This is a genomic window from Pseudomonas agarici (assembly GCF_001543125.1).
GTDB classification, from domain to species: Bacteria; Pseudomonadota; Gammaproteobacteria; order Pseudomonadales; family Pseudomonadaceae; genus Aquipseudomonas; species Aquipseudomonas agarici.
In genome coordinates, this window is sequence record NZ_CP014135.1 from 2994078 (window position 1) to 3010351 (window position 16274).

15 protein-coding genes are annotated in these 16274 nt (G+C 60.4%); 3 read left to right on the forward strand and 12 right to left on the reverse strand.

Annotated elements, in window-relative coordinates:
* Window positions 1–24 precede the first annotated feature (24 nt).
* The 5 genes from AWM79_RS13030 to AWM79_RS13045 all read right to left on the reverse strand — a co-directional run bounded on the left by AWM79_RS13030 (window position 25) and on the right by AWM79_RS13045 (window position 4345).
* Window positions 25–1254 (reverse strand): nucleoside recognition domain-containing protein, encoded by a 1230-nt coding sequence (locus AWM79_RS13030; RefSeq protein WP_017132120.1) that lies wholly within the window; start codon window positions 1252–1254, stop codon window positions 25–27.
* A 209-nt stretch (window positions 1255–1463) separates the two neighbouring features.
* Complete coding sequence (gene gltP / locus AWM79_RS13035) at window positions 1464–2795, reverse strand: glutamate/aspartate:proton symporter GltP (RefSeq protein WP_017132121.1); 1332 nt, start codon at window positions 2793–2795, stop codon at window positions 1464–1466.
* Window positions 2796–3465: 670 nt separating this feature from the next.
* A complete protein-coding gene (locus AWM79_RS13040) occupies window positions 3466–3813 on the reverse strand; it encodes an Ivy family c-type lysozyme inhibitor (RefSeq protein ID WP_060783026.1) in 348 nt (115 codons plus the stop codon).
* Between the two features lies 1 nt (window position 3814).
* Window positions 3815–3979 carry a DUF1328 domain-containing protein gene (locus AWM79_RS24395; protein WP_003170804.1) on the reverse strand — a complete coding sequence of 55 codons (165 nt, stop codon included), beginning with the start codon at window positions 3977–3979 and terminating at the stop codon, window positions 3815–3817.
* Window positions 3980–4060: 81 nt separating this feature from the next.
* Window positions 4061–4345, reverse strand: a complete 285-nt coding sequence (locus AWM79_RS13045; RefSeq protein ID WP_060783027.1) for a hypothetical protein — start codon at window positions 4343–4345, stop codon at window positions 4061–4063.
* Window positions 4346–4787: 442 nt separating this feature from the next.
* On the opposite strand from AWM79_RS13045, the gene algB reads away from it, so the two are divergent.
* Both algB and AWM79_RS13055 read left to right on the forward strand, forming a co-directional pair.
* Window positions 4788–6134 carry a sigma-54-dependent response regulator transcription factor AlgB gene (gene algB, locus AWM79_RS13050; RefSeq protein WP_017132124.1) on the forward strand — a complete coding sequence of 449 codons (1347 nt, stop codon included), beginning with the start codon at window positions 4788–4790 and terminating at the stop codon, window positions 6132–6134.
* A gap of 10 nt (window positions 6135–6144) precedes the next feature.
* Window positions 6145–7926: an ATP-binding protein gene (locus tag AWM79_RS13055; protein ID WP_060783028.1), complete on the forward strand. Its 1782-nt coding sequence runs from the start codon at window positions 6145–6147 to the stop codon at window positions 7924–7926.
* Window positions 7927–7945: 19 nt separating this feature from the next.
* Here the strand turns inward: AWM79_RS13055 and AWM79_RS13060 are convergent, their stop codons facing one another.
* The 7 genes from AWM79_RS13060 to AWM79_RS13090 form a co-directional block, all read right to left on the reverse strand.
* Window positions 7946–9559 (reverse strand): EAL domain-containing protein, encoded by a 1614-nt coding sequence (locus AWM79_RS13060; protein WP_060783029.1) that lies wholly within the window; start codon window positions 9557–9559, stop codon window positions 7946–7948.
* Window positions 9560–9635: 76 nt separating this feature from the next.
* Window positions 9636–10415 (reverse strand): N-acetylmuramoyl-L-alanine amidase, encoded by a 780-nt coding sequence (locus tag AWM79_RS13065; protein WP_017132127.1) that lies wholly within the window; start codon window positions 10413–10415, stop codon window positions 9636–9638.
* 98 nt (window positions 10416–10513) lie between these two features.
* Window positions 10514–12583, reverse strand: a complete 2070-nt coding sequence (locus tag AWM79_RS13070) for a GGDEF domain-containing protein (protein WP_060783030.1) — start codon at window positions 12581–12583, stop codon at window positions 10514–10516.
* Between the two features lie 19 nt (window positions 12584–12602).
* Complete coding sequence (locus tag AWM79_RS13075) at window positions 12603–13460, reverse strand: endonuclease/exonuclease/phosphatase family protein (protein ID WP_017132128.1); 858 nt, start codon at window positions 13458–13460, stop codon at window positions 12603–12605.
* An 11-nt stretch (window positions 13461–13471) separates the two neighbouring features.
* Window positions 13472–14119, reverse strand: a complete 648-nt coding sequence (dsbA, locus tag AWM79_RS13080) for a thiol:disulfide interchange protein DsbA (protein WP_017132129.1) — start codon at window positions 14117–14119, stop codon at window positions 13472–13474.
* A gap of 203 nt (window positions 14120–14322) precedes the next feature.
* Entirely contained in the window at window positions 14323–14928 is a 606-nt protein-coding gene (locus AWM79_RS13085; protein ID WP_060783031.1) for a c-type cytochrome, read from the reverse strand.
* 45 nt (window positions 14929–14973) lie between these two features.
* Window positions 14974–15264 carry a c-type cytochrome gene (locus tag AWM79_RS13090; RefSeq protein WP_060783032.1) on the reverse strand — a complete coding sequence of 97 codons (291 nt, stop codon included), beginning with the start codon at window positions 15262–15264 and terminating at the stop codon, window positions 14974–14976.
* Window positions 15265–15453: 189 nt separating this feature from the next.
* Here AWM79_RS13090 and yihA point away from each other — a divergent pair, with 189 nt between their 5' ends.
* Window positions 15454–16095 (forward strand): ribosome biogenesis GTP-binding protein YihA/YsxC, encoded by a 642-nt coding sequence (gene yihA / locus AWM79_RS13095; protein WP_060783033.1) that lies wholly within the window; start codon window positions 15454–15456, stop codon window positions 16093–16095.
* Window positions 16096–16274 lie beyond the last annotated feature (179 nt).

Below are 16274 nucleotides of genomic sequence, written 5' to 3' on the forward strand. Positions count from 1 at the left end.
TGTGGCAAGCGGACTTGTGGGAACTCAACCAAAGAACCAATAACACACCGCGATAGCCGCCAACACCCCGGCCAGCTCCGCCAGCAAGGCGCAACCTACCGCGTGTCGCGCGCGCTGGATATTCACCGCGCCGAAATACACCGCCAGGACATAGAAGGTGGTTTCGGTGCTGCCCTGAATGGTCGCCGCCACCAAGGCCGGGAAGCTGTCCACGCCCTGGGTTTTCATGGTTTCGATCAGCATCGCCCGAGCCGCGCTACCAGAGAAGGGTTTGACCATCGCTGTCGGTAACGCATCGACAAAACGGGTGTCCCAGCCGGCCCACTGCACCAAATGGCGAATGCCGTCGAGGCCGAAGTCCAGCGCCCCGGAAGCTCGCAGCACACCGATTGCACAAAGCATCGCCACCAGGTACGGGAGCAGGTTCTTGGCAACGTCGAACCCTTCCTGGGCGCCTTCGACAAACGCTTCGTAGACCTTCACCTTGCGCAGCGCGCCGATCATCAGGAACAGCATGATCAGGCCGAACAGTGTCAGATTGCCGAGGATCGATGACAAACCGGCCAGGGCCGTCGCCGACAGACCGGCCAGCACCGCCATGAAGCCGCCGAGTAGCAATGCGCCGGGCACCAGATAGGCAAGCACCACCGGATCCCATAAACGCAAGCGCTGCATCACCGCCACCGAGAGCAGGCCCACCAGGGTCGAGGCGCTGGTTGCCAACAAGATCGGCAGGAACACCAGGGTCGGGTCCGGCGCGCCTTGCTGGGCGCGGTACATAAAAATAGTCACCGGCAGCAGGGTCAAGGACGAGGCGTTGAGCACCAGGAACAGAATTTGCGCGTTGCTCGCCACGGTCGGGCTCGGATTGAGCTCCTGCAGGGCACGCATGGCCTTGAGGCCGATGGGCGTGGCAGCGTTGTCCAGGCCCAGGCCATTGGCGGCGAAGTTGAGGGTGATCAGGCCGATAGCCGGGTGGCCGCGAGGGACTTGCGGCATCAGGCGACTGAACAACGGACCGAGGGCCTTGGCTAGCCAGTCGACGATCCCGGCCTTTTCGGCGATCCGCAGAAAGCCCAGCCAGAGCGTCAGGGTGCCGAACAACAGGACCATCACCTCGACCGACAACTTGGCCATGGCGAAGATGCTTTCCACCATGGCGGCGAAAATCCCGCTGTTGCCGACCGCCAGCCATTGCGCCAGGGCCGAGACCATTGCCACCAGGAAAAAGCCGAGCCACAGGCCATTGAGCATCGAAAGAACTCCTTAAAGATGCGGCGAATGATAACGGTCGGGCCAAAAACAACAAACCCCGGAAAATCCGGGGTTGGTCCGTGTCGCTGCAAATACCCCAAACCTGTGGGGCCGGCACTGTGCTGGTGGGAGCAGAGCCTGCTCAGGAAGGGACTGCGCAGATTGCTAAAAGCTTCGCGGCGCTCCGCTGTCCCGGCAGGCTAATCCTGTCAGCCCTTGGCAATCTCGCCGGCCGGCGGCACTTCCTTGCTGCGCCAGTGCGGCAGGGAATTCCAGTAGCGCTGGCCCTTGGCGTCGTCATACATGCCTTCCCAACGAGCGATCACCAGCACCGCCAGGGCATTGCCAATCACGTTCAGGGCAGTACGCGCCATGTCCATCACGCGATCGACGCCCGCGATAAAGGCCAGGCCTTCGAGCGGAATGCCCACGCTGCCCAGGGTCGCCAGCAACACCACAAAGGACACGCCCGGTACACCGGCGATGCCCTTGGAGGTGACCATCAACGTCAGTACCAGCAGCAATTGCTGACTGATGGATAGGTCGATGCCATACAACTGGGCAATGAAGATTGCCGCGATGCTCTGGTACAGGGTCGAACCGTCCAGGTTGAACGAGTAGCCGGTTGGCACCACGAAGCTGCAAATGGCCTTCGGCGCACCGTAGGCTTCCATCTTCTCGATCACCCGTGGCAGCACGGTCTCCGAACTGGCGGTGGAATAGGCCAGTACCAGCTCATCCTTGAAGATCCGCATCAGCTTGAGCACCGAGAAACCGAACAGGCGAGCAATCAAGCCGAGCACGACAAAGGCGAAGAAGATAATCGCCACGTAAACCAGCACCACCAGCTTGGCCAATGGCAACAGCGAGGCGAAGCCGAAGTTGGCCACCGTCACCGCGATGAGGGCGAACACGCCGATCGGTGCGTAGTTCATGATCATGTGGGTGACCTTGAACATGCTTTCCGAGACGCCCTGGAACATCTTCACCAACGGGTCGCGCAACTCCGCCTGCAGGCTCGACAGCCCGAGACCGAACAGCACCGAGAAGAAGATGATCGGCAGCATCTCGCCACGCGCCATGGCGGCAAAGATGTTCGAGGGAATCAGGTTGAGAATGGTTTCGATGAACGCATGCTCATGCTGCACTTCGGCGGCGGTCGCCTGGTACTTGGAGATATCCACGGTACCCAGGGTACTCATGTCGATGCCCGTGCCCGGATGGAACACGTTGGCCAGCAACAGGCCGACAACAATGGCGATGGTGGTGACGATTTCGAAGTAGATGATGGTCTTGAGGCCAATGCGCCCCAGCTTCTTCGCATCGCCAACACCGGCGATGCCGACCACCAGCGAGGAAATGACAATCGGGATCACAATCATTTTGATCAAACGGATAAAGATATCGCCCGCCGGTTGCAGGACGTTGCCGACCCACCAGGCCTTTTCCGCACTGAAATGGTTGAGTAGCGCGCCGATTGCAATCCCCAGTACCAGACCGATGAGGATCTGCCAGGCAAGGCTGAGCTTAGCCTTCTTCATGTCATTACCCTTACTTCAAGTTGACTCAGACACAAGCGTCTCGCCCGCACGTCTTGGCGTGCGCAAAGCGTCGGCATCTGCCCCATGGAAGGTCACCGCAAGCAAGCCGAAAGGCTCTTTGGCGGGCGAAAAAAGGCGCAACTATTCCGATGCAAGAGTGGCACGTCTAATGCCGTAAACGCCTACCCCATGCCGAATCAGCATGATCTTTATCTAACAATTCCCCTTTTCAATCCCTGAAAACAAGACATTTCTGCCGTTGAGGCCACCGTGAACCGGCCATTCCAGAGCTATTTGCCTTGTCTCGATAGATGAATAAAAGACCGCTGTATTTGCGTAAAAGTCTTAGAGGTTCAAGCATCGGCAGAACGCCGCGGAGGGAAGTTTTCTAGATATACGGTGGCAGCGAGGATCGGATCCATTATTAATCAGCGCTTAATGTCGTAATGACATATAGACCAAACAGCGGCAAGCCACAGGGACCACCTGCAGTTTGCCGCCTGTTACCTTCGCCTGACCCGGCCCTTGCGCAGGCACTCCCTGTACCCGTAGGTCGCTCCGATCCAGAAACAATCAGAACATCCCGGCCCCTTGGTCATGCACCCGCTGTCTTCGAGCGGTGCAGGGGCAGAAGCTCGCGTCGAGCTTCTGCTCGTTCAATACATCGAACTCAGTGTCCGTTCGGGTCTTTGCGCAGTTGCTCTTTCAACAAGGCCTGCATACCTGCGTCCGGCTGGCCGAGGAAACGATAGTCGACGGTCTCGCACAAAGGTCCGACGAGGTATTTGTCGCCGTCCTCTTCCACTGCGTTCATCTGCTCGGCACTGCCCGACAGGTTTATCACCCATTCCGGCAGGCGCTCTTCTTTCCCTACGACGTCCCGCCAGGCCTGACGGTACTCGGGGGAGGCGCTCAACAGCTCACTGACCCGCGCCTGGCCATCATTGGCCGCCAGGGCCCAACCAGCGCCGCCCACCATCAGGCCGGCGACGAGGACTTTGAGGGCTGGCACGGACATATCAACCTCGCCCACGCCGACCGAAGAAGAACGAAGCTATAAACATCACCAGGAACACGACAAAGAGAATCTTGGCGATACCCGTGGCGGTGCCCGCGATACCACCGAAGCCCAACACCGCGGCAACAATGGCAATGATCAGGAATGTGATTGCCCAGCTCAACATGATGATTCTCCTTACCTTGACCTGCGTTTTTTTGCCGCTGCCTGTGACGGCTCACTGCTGTGGGCCCTGCAGCCTTGCCCTCTAGAACACCCAACGCTCCTGCAGCGGCATGTCAGCCACCGGCTCGGCTTGCTCGACCGGCGTCAGGGTATAGACGCCACCGTCGTCTGAAGCACTGCCGACAGCGCTAAAATGGGTCTGGATCGGGGCATGGAAAGGTACTGATCGCGCCTCGGCCAAGGGCTGACTCCAACGCTGAAACGCCTGGCCCACGATCAGCGTCACGAGCAACGCAAAGAGCGCAAAGAGTCCTTGCTGCCAGTGCAGTGGCGAGACGTGAAATGAGACGGTACGTTGGCGTTTCATCCTGAAGCTCCTCCGATACAGTGTTTATTCTAGGTTGAAGCGGCGACACACCTGTTCAACCTCTGGCAAGAGGACTGTTGCAGCCCGCATGCCAGCTTTTTTGTCAGGTAAAAATCAATAAAATCATAAAGTTATAAACGGCAAAACAAAACTCGAAGCGGCATCTTGCACGATACCGGGGTTGTGGTCGTGCGAAATGCACGATCGGTTCACGCAAGAGCGCCTGGAATGCGAGAGCAAATCAGCGGCAAATCCGCCGGAATTAGCTGAGGCGTCGGCTGTCGGAAGCAAAGAGATCAAAAAATTCCCTAAATCAGCGGGTTAGCAATCAGAGAAAGAGACCGTTACCCTGCTGGCCTTGGCCTCGACCCGAAGAAACCCTACAACCTGCCCGACCTGTCCGGGATCCGTCAGAAACAGTCATATTTAAGGAGCGTGGGACATGGAATCAGCCACGGAACACCAAGGCCGCATTCTACTGGTGGATGATGAGTCCGCCATCCTTCGCACTTTTCGCTACTGCCTGGAAGACGAAGGCTACAGTGTCAGCACGGCCAACAGTGCCGCCCAGGCCGAGACCCTGCTACAGCGCCAGGTATTCGACCTGTGCTTCCTCGATCTGCGCTTGGGCGAAGACAATGGCCTCGATGTGCTGGCCCAGATGCGTATCCAGACACCCTGGATGCGGGTGGTGATCGTCACCGCCCACTCTGCCGTCGATACTGCTGTCGATGCGATCCAGGCCGGTGCCGCCGACTATCTGGTCAAGCCTTGCAGCCCCGATCAACTGCGCCTGGCCACGGCCAAACAGCTGGAAGTCCGGCAACTGTCCGCGCGCCTCGAAGCCCTTGAAGGCGAAGTACGCAAACCCAGCGACGGCCTCGACTCCCACAGTCCGTCAATGATGGTGGTGCTGGAAACCGCTCGCCAAGTCGCAAGTACCGATGCCAATATTCTGATTCTCGGCGAGTCCGGAACCGGCAAAGGCGAGTTGGCTCGGGCCATCCACGGCTGGAGCAAACGCGCAAAGAAGTCCTGCGTCACCATCAACTGCCCGTCGCTGACCGCCGAGTTGATGGAGAGCGAGTTGTTCGGCCATAGCCGGGGAGCTTTTACCGGAGCCAGCGAAAGCACCCTGGGCCGGGTCAATCAGGCTGATGGCGGGACGCTGTTCCTCGACGAAATCGGGGATTTCCCGCTGACCCTGCAGCCCAAGCTGCTGCGGTTTATCCAGGACAAGGAATACGAACGTGTCGGCGACCCCGTGACCCGCCGCGCCGATGTGCGCATCCTCGCCGCCACCAACCTGAACCTGGAAGACATGGTGCGCGCCGGGCGCTTTCGCGAAGACCTGCTCTACCGACTGAACGTCATCACCCTGCACTTGCCACCCCTGCGCGAACGTAGCGAGGACATCCTGACCCTCGCCGATCGGTTCCTGGCCCGCTTCGTCAAGGAGTATGCCCGACCCGCCCGCGCCTTCAGCGACGAAGCCCGTGAAGCGCTGATCAACTATCGCTGGCCGGGCAATATCCGCGAACTGCGTAACGTGGTCGAACGTGCCAGCATCATCTGCTCGCAGGAGCGCGTGGAGATCGGCCACCTCGGCATGGCCGAGCAGCCGACCAACAACGCCCCGCGCATCGGCGCGCCGATGAGCCTGGACGAACTGGAGAAAGCTCATATCGGCGCGGTCCTGGCCACCAGCGACACCCTCGACCAGGCCGCCAAGACCCTGGGTATCGACGCCTCGACGCTGTACCGCAAACGTAAACAGTACAACCTGTGAGCCAGCCCCCATGAAGCTCACCGCTATGAAGTTGCGCACTCGGTTGTTCCTGAGCATTTCGGCGCTGATCACCGTGGCCCTGCTGGGATTACTGCTGGGACTGGTCAGCGTGATGCAAATGGCCAAAAATCGGGAGTCATCGGTCAGCGACAACTTCATCACCCTCGACCTGAGCCTAAAGCTGCGCCAGAGCCTGGGCGATCAGTTGATCATCATGCTCAGCGAGAAACCCGACCAGACGACCCTCCAAGCCTCGCGCACGCACTATCTGGAGCTGCTGCGCGAAGGCATCGAGCATGAGCCGAACAGCAACCTGCGCCGCGGCTTCGCCCAGGCCCTAACCGACTACCAGGACTTCCTGCAGGTCTTCGACCGCTCACGCCGCGGGATGGCCAGCAAGGAAGAGCTCACCGCCAGCTTCAACACCCTGCGCAACGGCCTGATCGTCGAAAACCAGCAGGCTCTGGACAATATCAGCGCCATGGAAAGCCAAGCCCGTGACCGCGCCCTGCTGATCGCCGGCCTGCTCGGACTGGTCGGGCTGGCGGTACTGATCATTGGCTTTATCACCGCCCATGGCATCGCCCAGCGTTTCGGCGCACCGATCGAGGCCCTGGCCACAGCGGCGGATAATATCGGCCGAGGCAATTTCGAAGTCACCCTACCGATCTCCTCGGCTGTGGAGATTAACCAATTGACCCGACGTTTCGGGATCATGGCCGAAGCCTTGCGCCAGCATCAGGCGACCAATATCGATGAACTGCTGAGCGGCCAGCAGCGACTGCAATCGGTACTCGACAGCATCGACGACGGGCTGCTGATGATCGATCGCCAGGGCAGCCTGGAACACCTCAACCCGGTGGCCCAGCGCCAGTTGGGCTGGGACGTCGAGCGTCTCGGCCAAGGCCTGGGCGAGGCTCTCGGACGGCCGGAGCTGGACGAGCAACTGAGCCTGATTCTACGCGGCGGCGGCCTGGAGCGGGCGCCGGAAGATCTCAAAGTCGAAGTCGAAGGCGAATCCCGTCTGCTGACCTACAGCCTGACGCCGGTCAGCCACCCCCAGGGCCACATCCTCGGAGCGGTCATGGTCTTGCACGACGTCACCGAGCAGCGGGCGTTCGAGCGCGTGCGCAGTGAGTTCGTCCTGCGTGCCTCCCATGAGCTGCGTACTCCCGTGACCGGCATACACATGGCTTTCGGCCTCTTGCAGGAGCGCCTGCACTTCGACAGCGAATCGAGGGAAGCCGACCTGCTGAACACGGTCAACGAGGAAATGCAGCGTCTGATGCAACTGATCAATGACCTGCTGAATTTCTCGCGTTACCAGAATGGCCTGCAAAAGCTCACGCTGGCGCCCTGCGATATCGAAGAACTGTTGGAAAACGCCCGTGAACGCTTCGCCGACCAGGCCCTCGCTCATGACATCGACCTGCAAGTCGAGGTCCAGCCACCGCTACCGCGCCTGCATGCCGACCACCCGCAATTGAAGCAGGTGATCGACAACCTGCTGGACAACGCCCTACGCCACACTGCCAACGGCGGGCAGATCCGTTTGCAGGCACGGCGGCATGGCGAGCGGGTAATCATCAGTGTCGAAGACAATGGCGAAGGCATTGCCTACGGCCAACAAGGGCGGATCTTCGAACCCTTCGTGCAGATCGGACGCAGGAAAGGCGGGGTTGGCCTGGGCCTGGCACTCTGTAAGGAAATCGTCCAGTTGCATGGCGGACGTATGGGGGTCTATTCGCGACCGGGGCAGGGCACCCAGTTCTACATGGCTCTGCCGCTCTAGCGGCCTGTGCGGCCACCAGTTAGGTCTCGTCATCCAGGCGCCGGGCACCCCGACTCCGGCCACAGCTGATCATCTCGATAAACTGTACAGCGGTCAGGGCTCGGGCGAACAACCAGCCCTGTCCATAGTTGACGCCTTCGCTGCTGAGCAATAGCGCCTGGGCTTCGTCCTCGATACCTTCGGCAATCACCTGCAACCGTAGGGAATGGGCCATGCGGATGATATGCGGGGCGATGCCGCTGCTGGCCGCATCATGCCCTAGCGCATCGATGAACGCTTTGTCGATCTTCAGGCAGTCCACCGGCAGCGTCTGCAGGTAAGCAAGGCTGCAGTAACCGGTACCGAAGTCGTCGATCAACACCTGGTGCCCGACATCGCGCAGGGCCTGCAGGTTGTCCCGCGCTACCGCGACATCGATCAGACTGCGCTCCGTCACTTCGAAGGCAATCTGGCTGGCTGCCACTCGGTGCGTCCGTAGCAGCCGGCCAATGACTTCGCCGATACGCGGGATCATCACATCGCAAGCCGCTAGATTGACCGAGATATACAGTTGCGGATTGGCGCGTAACACCGGTCCGAGCTGCTCCAGCAGACGCTGGAGGACAAAGTCGGTGATCTGGCGGATCTGCCCGGTGTCTTCCGCCAGGGGAATGAACAGATCCGGGCTGGTCAACGTACCGTCAGGACGACGCCAGCGGATCAGCGCCTCGGCACCGACGCAATGACGACTGCTCAGCTCGAAGATCGGCTGGTACAGCACCTGCAACTCGCCTCGACGCAACGCCCCCTGCAACTTGCCGTTAAGCGACTGGTGCTTTCGGGCGAACTGCAGGGTCAAGCCACCCATACAGACCGCGATCAGCAGGCTGGCGGGCAGCAACCACCACCAGAGCGGGTTGAACCGCAACTGCATGGCGCTACGCGGCGCAACCATCACCAACTGATACTCGGGGGTGTGGGTTGGCATGCGATAGATCAATTGCTGATCAGTGATCAGTAGCGGGTCGCCGTCTCGGGTCGGCCAACCTAGCGGCGGCCAGCGCTGAATCGGTCCCAGGATCGGAATCGCCCGCCGGTCGTGATTGACCACCACCAGCAGGCCGGCACCGGGCGGCAGCTCGACGACATCGGTCAGATGACCACGGGAGGTCGAGACCCGGAAGTTGCCACGCCCGAGTATCAACGCCGCGAGATTATCGTCGGGTTGGGCCGAGGTGTTGAGCCAATAGCTGTAGGTTGGACCGCGAATATCCGGAGCTTGGGAGGCAACCCAATCCCGTCGAGGCCGATTGGAACAGGACTGGAAGGCATCGATGTAAACCGCTTCATAAATAAACCGATAGCTGAAGCTCAGTTGCTGCAAGGTAGCGATCATCTGCGCACCGTAATCATGCAACGGCTGGACCTCAAGCAGATCGAGACCCTCGCGCAACTGACCGAAAAGCTGCTCCAGGCGCTCCAGGAAGCGTTGGCCCTGGGCATTCATCTGCTCGCTTTCGTGCCGCCGAACCTGGTGCGCCACCAGAACCAGGCTGGCACTCAACAGCACGGCAGCACTGATCAAGGCCGCGAGCAACGCCAGCGACCAGGGACGAAAGAACCAGGAGCGCAATGTCTCGCGAGCGGCCGGCATGATGAAATATCCGAAGAGTCACTCATGACTTATAGCAATTCATTGACACAATAGCGCTAGCCGTTCGGCAGTGACGTTATTTTGACTGATTAAGCACCTGCAAGATCGCTGCGCTCTGCGCATCGGCCACGCCATCGAAACGCGCCGGACGGAAATGCATCTGGAACGCCGCGAGTACATGCCGTGTGGCCACATCCCATTCGCCGGTCTGCGGTGTGCTGTAGCCCAGGTACTGGAGCTGCTGCTGGAACCAGGTCGGGCTCGGCAACTGATAGGCGTAGACCTCTTGCTGACGCATCACCGCCTGCTCGTCCGGCCACACCCCCAGTCCTTCGGCGGCCAGGCGCTTCCAGGGGAACAGCGGGCCCGGGTCCTGTTTGCGCAGCGGAGCGATATCGCTATGGCCGATCACATCGCGCGGCTCGATATTGTTGCGCTTGACGATATCCTTGAGCAGGACGATCAACGCTTGCACCTGGGCCTCGCTGTAGGGATACCAGACGCGCCCGGCAGGCGTGTCACGAAAGCCCGGATTGACGATTTCGATACCGATCGAGCTGGAGTTGAGCCAGGTACGTCCTCGCCACTCGCTTTCGCCCGCATGCCAGGCGCGCTGACTCTCATCCACCAACTGATAGAGGGTCGCAGGGTTGTTGTCACCGATCAGGTAATGGCTGCTGACCTGGCCACGGGTCAGCAGGCGCAGTGAATTGTCCATGTTCGTCGAGGTGTAGTGGACGACGACGAACTGCACGCGATTATCATGATTGACCGACGGGTGGCTGTTATCGATGCGTGGACCGCTGGAGCAACCCGCAAGCACCAGGGCTGCGAACAGAAGGGAGAGCAATTTCATGAGAGATGACAGGCCAAGACGGTAACGCATTAGTATAACGTAACCAAGGCAGCGGTACCGGCCAAAGCAAGACCCTGTCACAAAACAGCAGGTCCTGCTCAGCTCAGCTCCACCCGATTGCGTCCGGCACCTTTGGCCCTGTAGAGCGCCTCATCGGCTCTTTTGAGCACATGATCGCTACGCTCGCCGGCCTGGAACGCCGATACCCCAATCGATGCGGTGATGGTGACGCGCTCGCCCTTGAAGTGGAAAGGGCTGGCTTCAATAGCCGCTCGCATGCTCTCGATCAGCTTGAGAGCCACAGCCAGCGGAGTCTCCGGCATCAGGAGGACGAACTCCTCACCGCCGAAGCGGGCGATAAAATCGCCGGGGCGCAGGCGTTCACGCAGCACGCTGGCAATGATCTTCAACACTTTGTCGCCGGCCAGATGGCCGTAGTTGTCGTTGATCCGCTTGAAATGGTCGAGATCGAGCATGGCGATCAACAGGTTGTTGCCATGCTGCTGCCATTGCCCGACCTCATGGTCCAGACGCTCGCTCCAAGCGGCGCGGTTCGCCAGGCCGGTGAGCGGGTCAATCAGGGCTTTGTGCCGTTGCTCTTCGAGATGATCGCGATAGCCCTGGGCTTCCTGTTCCATGTGCGCGACACGCTCGGCCAGGCTTTGCAGGCGGGCGGCGGCGTCCTGCTCACGCAGATCGCGTTGCTGCTGATGTTGGTCCAGGGTACCCAGCAAACCTTCGAGGCGGTTTTCCAATACCTGCTTAAGACTCTCCAGATCGACGGCGTCCTGCACGCCGCTCTGCAAACCACCAACGTGCTCGCGCAACCGGTTGTGCAATTTATCCGCCTGCGAGCAGCCCTCGGCATGATCTTCGCGGGTCACCTGGAGATGGCTTTGGAATGACTCCAGCCGCTCGTTGAGCTGCCTGAGATAAGTCTCGAACTCATGCTGGCCGCTGTTGTTGATCGCCAGCATCAGCACCGCCAGATCATCGAGGATCGGCAGCAATTCGTACCAGTTGAGCCCGTGGTCGAGTCGGTGACGCATGGCTTCGGCATGGGGCCGATGACGCTCGGGCAGCGTCAGGTCGCCCAGCAGGCCGAGCAAGGTGGACGCGATATGCTCGGCCACGGAACTGTAGGACGGTTCCGGCGACTCCGGCAGCGCATAGGACACCTCCGGCTCGGGATCGACCGCCGCCGGGGTCTCGGCCATCACCGAAGGCAACGGCTCGCTGTCGAGGGGTGCCAACACAGGTGGCGGCACGGGGGTGATCGCCTCGGGCTGATCGAGAGGCTCAACAGGCTCTACGGGTACCCATGCCACGCAGGCAGCCTCGATCACTGGCGTGGCCGCTACAACCAAGGGGGCGTCGGGCGCAGGCACGCTAAGGGGCACGGCTGCCGGCTCGGATAGCCCGGCGGGAGGCTTGTAGGCGACAACCTCCACGGGGGGCGCCGGTAATGCTGCCTCCGACTCCGATCCGGGTTCCGGCTCGACCGCCGAGACTCCTGGAGCAGGCGGTGTACTATCAATCGCCGCCGCCTCAATCGACGCTCGCGCGACAACTGACGTGGCGGCCGCAGGGGCAGCGACCGGCGCCTGGGCCGATGCGGTGTCGGTCGTCGGTTCCGCCGTCTCTTTGGACCCGAACAAGCGCTGCAATAATCCCGGGCGCTCCGGTCCGACAGGCTGTTCAAGTTGTGTCAGCGCCTTGCCCTGCAAACCACTCAACTCGCTGAGCAGCAGAGGAATCTCGCGGGCCTGGCCGACCCGGCCATCGAGCTGCTTGGCGAAGTTTTTCAGCGGCCTGCTGACCTCTCGCGGTAGCGGCAGGGATTGGAGCTGGGTGACCAGGGCCAACAAGGCGACGCCGATCTGTTCGACACGCGTCTCACGGCGCTGCTCGGAGTCGAGCACGGCTTTTTCCAGGCGTGGCAGCAGCGCGGCCAGAGGCCCGTCCATATCGTCGGTGCGCACCACTTCGCGCATTTCCTTCATGCACTGGTCGACCGCGCGATCGCTGCCTTCCGCCGCCAGGGTGCTGCGCACCAGCCCACGGCGAAGCAAATCCAGGCGAGCCTCCCAGCGGCGCTCGAGCTTTTCCTGTTGTTCGATGCTTTTAAGGTACTTCTCTTTCCAGCGCAGGGCTTCTTCGCTGCTCATTACACGGCGTCCGCGAGATTTAGCGACTCAAGGCCGGCAACGTATCAGAACCGATGGCACCTGGCAGGCGAATTTCAACGGCAACCGGTAAATGATCGGAAATCGGCAGGGCCAACACCTGGACCCGCTCCAGGGTCAGGGTCGGACTGAGCAGGATATGATCCAGGCAGCGCTGTGGACGCCAACTGGGAAAGGTTGCCTCGACCTGCGGTGCAATCAGCCCGAGATCACGTAGGGGCGAGTGTTGCAGCAAGTCGCTGGCATGGGTGTTCATATCGCCCATCAGCACTTGATGCTTGAAACCGCCGATCAGCTCGCGAATATATGCCAATTGCCGGGTCCGTGTACGAGCGCCCAACGCCAGGTGCATCATGACCACCACCAGCGCGTCCGGACCTTCGCCGAAACGCACCAGGATAGCCCCGCGACCGGCAGGGCCGGGCAGCGGGTGATCTTCGATCACCCAGGGACGCAGGCGGCTGAGCACGCCGTTGCTGTGCTGGGCCAGACGGCCGAGGTTACGATTGAGTTGCTGGTACCAGTAGGGAAAGGACCCAAGCTGAGCCAGATGCTCAACTTGATTGACGTAGCCCGAGCGCAGGCTGCCGCCATCGACTTCCTGCAAGGCCACCAGATCGAAATCACCGAGCAGGCCACCGATCTTCTGCAGGTTGTCGGCCCTTCCAGTGTGCGGCAGCAGGTGCTGCCAGCCACGGGTCAGGTAATGCCGGTATCGCAGGGTGCTGATACCTACCTGGATATTGAAGCTGAGCAACCTCAGGCGGTTGTCCGCCGGCAGGCCGCTGGCTTTCAGGTGGTGTTCGTTGACCTTCGGCTCATGAAGGCCAACGACGCGTTCCGAACCCCAGCGAGCCATGGCCGGGCGCCTTACTTGGCGACTGTCGCGCCGGCCGCTCGCTCTTTGGCGATCAGTTGATCGGCCACGTTCAGCGCAGCCTCTGGACCGCCGGCGGTGCCGAGGTCGAAGCGGTACTTGCCGTTGACGATCAGGGTCGGTACGCCGCTGACTTCATACTTCTTGGCCAGCTCTTTGGCCTGGACAATCTTGCCTTTGACGGCGAAGGAGTTGAAGGTGTTCAGGAATTTGTCCTTGTCGACACCCTGGGTAGCCAAGAAGTCCGCCATGTCCTTAGGATCGGTCAGTCGCTTGTGCCCTTTCTGGATAGCATCGAAGATCGCGGCGTGCACCTTGTGCTCCGCACCCATGGCTTCCAGGGTCAGGAACAACTGGCCGTGGGCATCCCACGGACCACCGAACATGGCAGGGATACGCACGAAGTTGACGTCCTTCGGCAGCTTCTCGACCCACGGGTTGATGGTCGGCTCAAAAGCGTAGCAATGCGGGCAGCCGTACCAGAACAGTTCGACCACTTCGATCTTGCCTGGCTCCGCAACAGGTACAGCGCTGCTCAGTTCGACATACTGCTTGCCGGCCTCGATCGGTTCGCCGGCCTGGGCCGTCATGCCGAACAGACTGGCGGTGACGAGTGCGGCGCTGAGGATCAGATTACGCATGCTTTACTCCTGGACATTGGGACGTCGCTTCCCTCGCGACCTGTATTTCAGACAGACCGAGCGGGCTCTAGTTCGTTAGTGTAACGGCAGCGGCCACAAAAAAGGGCGGCCAAGGCCACCCCTCTATTGTCGCAGCCAAGGATTAATCGATCATTAACGCGCAGAAAGACTTGCCTCTTTCATCAGCGTGTCCAATCGCCCTTTTAGTGCAGACCCTGCACATAGCTGGAGACCGCTTCGATATCCTTGTTGCTCAGCTTCGCGGCGATACTCTGCATGATCTTGGCATCGCCGTCATTGGTGCGAGCGCCTTCGCGGAAGTCGGTCAGTTGTTTGCCAACGTATTGCGCGTGCTGGCCCCCCAGGTGCGGGAAGCCGGCGGCGGCGTTGCCCGCGCCGTTGGGCGAATGGCAGCCGGTGCAGGACGGTATGCCCTGATCCAGATTGCCACCACGGTACAATGCCTCACCGCGAGCTACGACCTTCGGATCGGCGGCGCCAACACTGCCTTTCTGGCTGGAAAAGTAAGCGGCGATGTCGGCCATGTCCTGGTCACTGAGGTTGGTTAGCAAGCCGGTCATTTCCAGGACGGTACGCTTGCCCGATTTGATGTCGTGCAGTTGCTTCGTCAGGTAACGCTCACCCTGGCCCGCCAGTTTCGGAAAGTTGGGCGCCATGCTATTGCCATCAGGACCATGACAGGCACCACACACGGCGGCCTTGGCCTTCCCGGCAGCGGCGTCGCCCGCGGCATGAGCAAGGCCGGCGATCCCCAGGGTCAACAGCAGACTCACGATCAATTTGTTCATCAGCTAATCCAACTACGGCTAAGGGTTAAGAGTTATGGACCGGGCTTACTCGCTCATCCATCGGATGATGCTTCGGTAATCCTCGGTACTGCAGTCCACGCACAAACCACGCGGCGGCATCGCCTGGAAACCCTGAGTCACGTGTTGTACCAGCACGTTCATGCCTTGGGCCATTCTTGGCTTCCAGGCGGCCTGATCGCCCTTGCGTGGGGCCATCGGCAACTGTCCGGCATGACAGGCACTGCAAACACGGTTGTACACGGCTTCGGGATCCTGTGTGGCTTGAGCGCCGTAAAGCGGCATCAAGACACCGACAACGAGCAGCCATCTAGTCATGAAACGACCTTTTCAGGGTTGGGAACGTACCGCGTTCTATCGCGCAGTCTAGGTCAATCGCTCCCGTGTTCTTTATCCTACGTTGGGACAAAGCGCACACAAAATCTGCGGCATTATATACTGGTGCTACTGAAACGGAAACGACACAGCTTCTCGCGCCTCCCCGGCACCGCCCACATCGGAAATCCCATGCAACTGAAGAATCCCATTCTCGGCCTGTGCCAACAGTCCACCTTCATGCTCAGCGCGGCCAAAGTCGACCAGTGCCCGGACGATGAAGGCTTTGAAGTGGCCTTTGCCGGCCGTTCCAATGCCGGCAAATCCAGCGCTTTGAACACTTTGACCCACGCCAGCCTGGCGCGCACCTCGAAAACTCCGGGACGCACACAGCTATTGAACTTCTTCAAGCTAGACGATGAACGCCGTCTAGTCGACCTGCCGGGCTACGGTTATGCAAAAGTACCGATCCCGCTCAAGCAACACTGGCAGCGTCACCTGGAAGCCTACCTGGGTAGCCGCGAGAGCCTGAAGGGCCTGATTCTGATGATGGACATCCGTCATCCAATGACCGACTTCGACCTGTTGATGCTCGACTGGGCGGTTGCCAGCGGCATGCCGATGCACGTCCTGCTGACCAAAGCCGACAAGCTGACCTATGGGGCAGCGAAGAACACCTTGCTCAAGGTCCAGTCGCAAATCCGCAAGGGCTGGGGCGACGCGGTGACCCTCCAACTGTTCTCGGCACCCAAGCGCATGGGCCTGGAAGAAGCCTACACCGTATTGGCGCACTGGATGAAACTGGCGGACAACGGCAGCGAAGCCAACGAGTAACCCGCTCCCCGCTTTTTTGAGACTCGGCAGGCTTACGCCAAACGGCCTGTGGTGCGCTCAGACAAGGCAAAAGCGCGGTTCGAAAGCGGAGTTTAGCGGCCTAAATGAGCATTTCGAACCGCGCCTTTAACGCAGCCTGAGCACGCCACAGACCGTTTGGGGGGTAAAAAAAAACCCCG

What these genes read in the sequence shown, in the direction of transcription:
- AWM79_RS13030 (WP_017132120.1), bottom strand. Translation starts at nt 1,254, where the DNA reads ATGCTCAATGGCCTGTGGCTCGGCTTTTTCCTGGTGGCAATGGTCTCG.
- gltP (WP_017132121.1), bottom strand. Translation starts at nt 2,795, where the DNA reads ATGAAGAAGGCTAAGCTCAGCCTTGCCTGGCAGATCCTCATCGGTCTG.
- AWM79_RS13040 (WP_060783026.1), bottom strand. Translation starts at nt 3,813, where the DNA reads ATGTCCGTGCCAGCCCTCAAAGTCCTCGTCGCCGGCCTGATGGTGGGC.
- AWM79_RS24395 (WP_003170804.1), bottom strand. Translation starts at nt 3,979, where the DNA reads ATGTTGAGCTGGGCAATCACATTCCTGATCATTGCCATTGTTGCCGCG.
- AWM79_RS13045 (WP_060783027.1), bottom strand. Translation starts at nt 4,345, where the DNA reads ATGAAACGCCAACGTACCGTCTCATTTCACGTCTCGCCACTGCACTGG.
- algB (WP_017132124.1), top strand. Translation starts at nt 4,788, where the DNA reads ATGGAATCAGCCACGGAACACCAAGGCCGCATTCTACTGGTGGATGAT.
- AWM79_RS13055 (WP_060783028.1), top strand. Translation starts at nt 6,145, where the DNA reads ATGAAGCTCACCGCTATGAAGTTGCGCACTCGGTTGTTCCTGAGCATT.
- AWM79_RS13060 (WP_060783029.1), bottom strand. Translation starts at nt 9,559, where the DNA reads ATGCCGGCCGCTCGCGAGACATTGCGCTCCTGGTTCTTTCGTCCCTGG.
- AWM79_RS13065 (WP_017132127.1), bottom strand. Translation starts at nt 10,415, where the DNA reads ATGAAATTGCTCTCCCTTCTGTTCGCAGCCCTGGTGCTTGCGGGTTGC.
- AWM79_RS13070 (WP_060783030.1), bottom strand. Translation starts at nt 12,583, where the DNA reads ATGAGCAGCGAAGAAGCCCTGCGCTGGAAAGAGAAGTACCTTAAAAGC.
- AWM79_RS13075 (WP_017132128.1), bottom strand. Translation starts at nt 13,460, where the DNA reads ATGGCTCGCTGGGGTTCGGAACGCGTCGTTGGCCTTCATGAGCCGAAG.
- dsbA (WP_017132129.1), bottom strand. Translation starts at nt 14,119, where the DNA reads ATGCGTAATCTGATCCTCAGCGCCGCACTCGTCACCGCCAGTCTGTTC.
- AWM79_RS13085 (WP_060783031.1), bottom strand. Translation starts at nt 14,928, where the DNA reads ATGAACAAATTGATCGTGAGTCTGCTGTTGACCCTGGGGATCGCCGGC.
- AWM79_RS13090 (WP_060783032.1), bottom strand. Translation starts at nt 15,264, where the DNA reads ATGACTAGATGGCTGCTCGTTGTCGGTGTCTTGATGCCGCTTTACGGC.
- yihA (WP_060783033.1), top strand. Translation starts at nt 15,454, where the DNA reads ATGCAACTGAAGAATCCCATTCTCGGCCTGTGCCAACAGTCCACCTTC.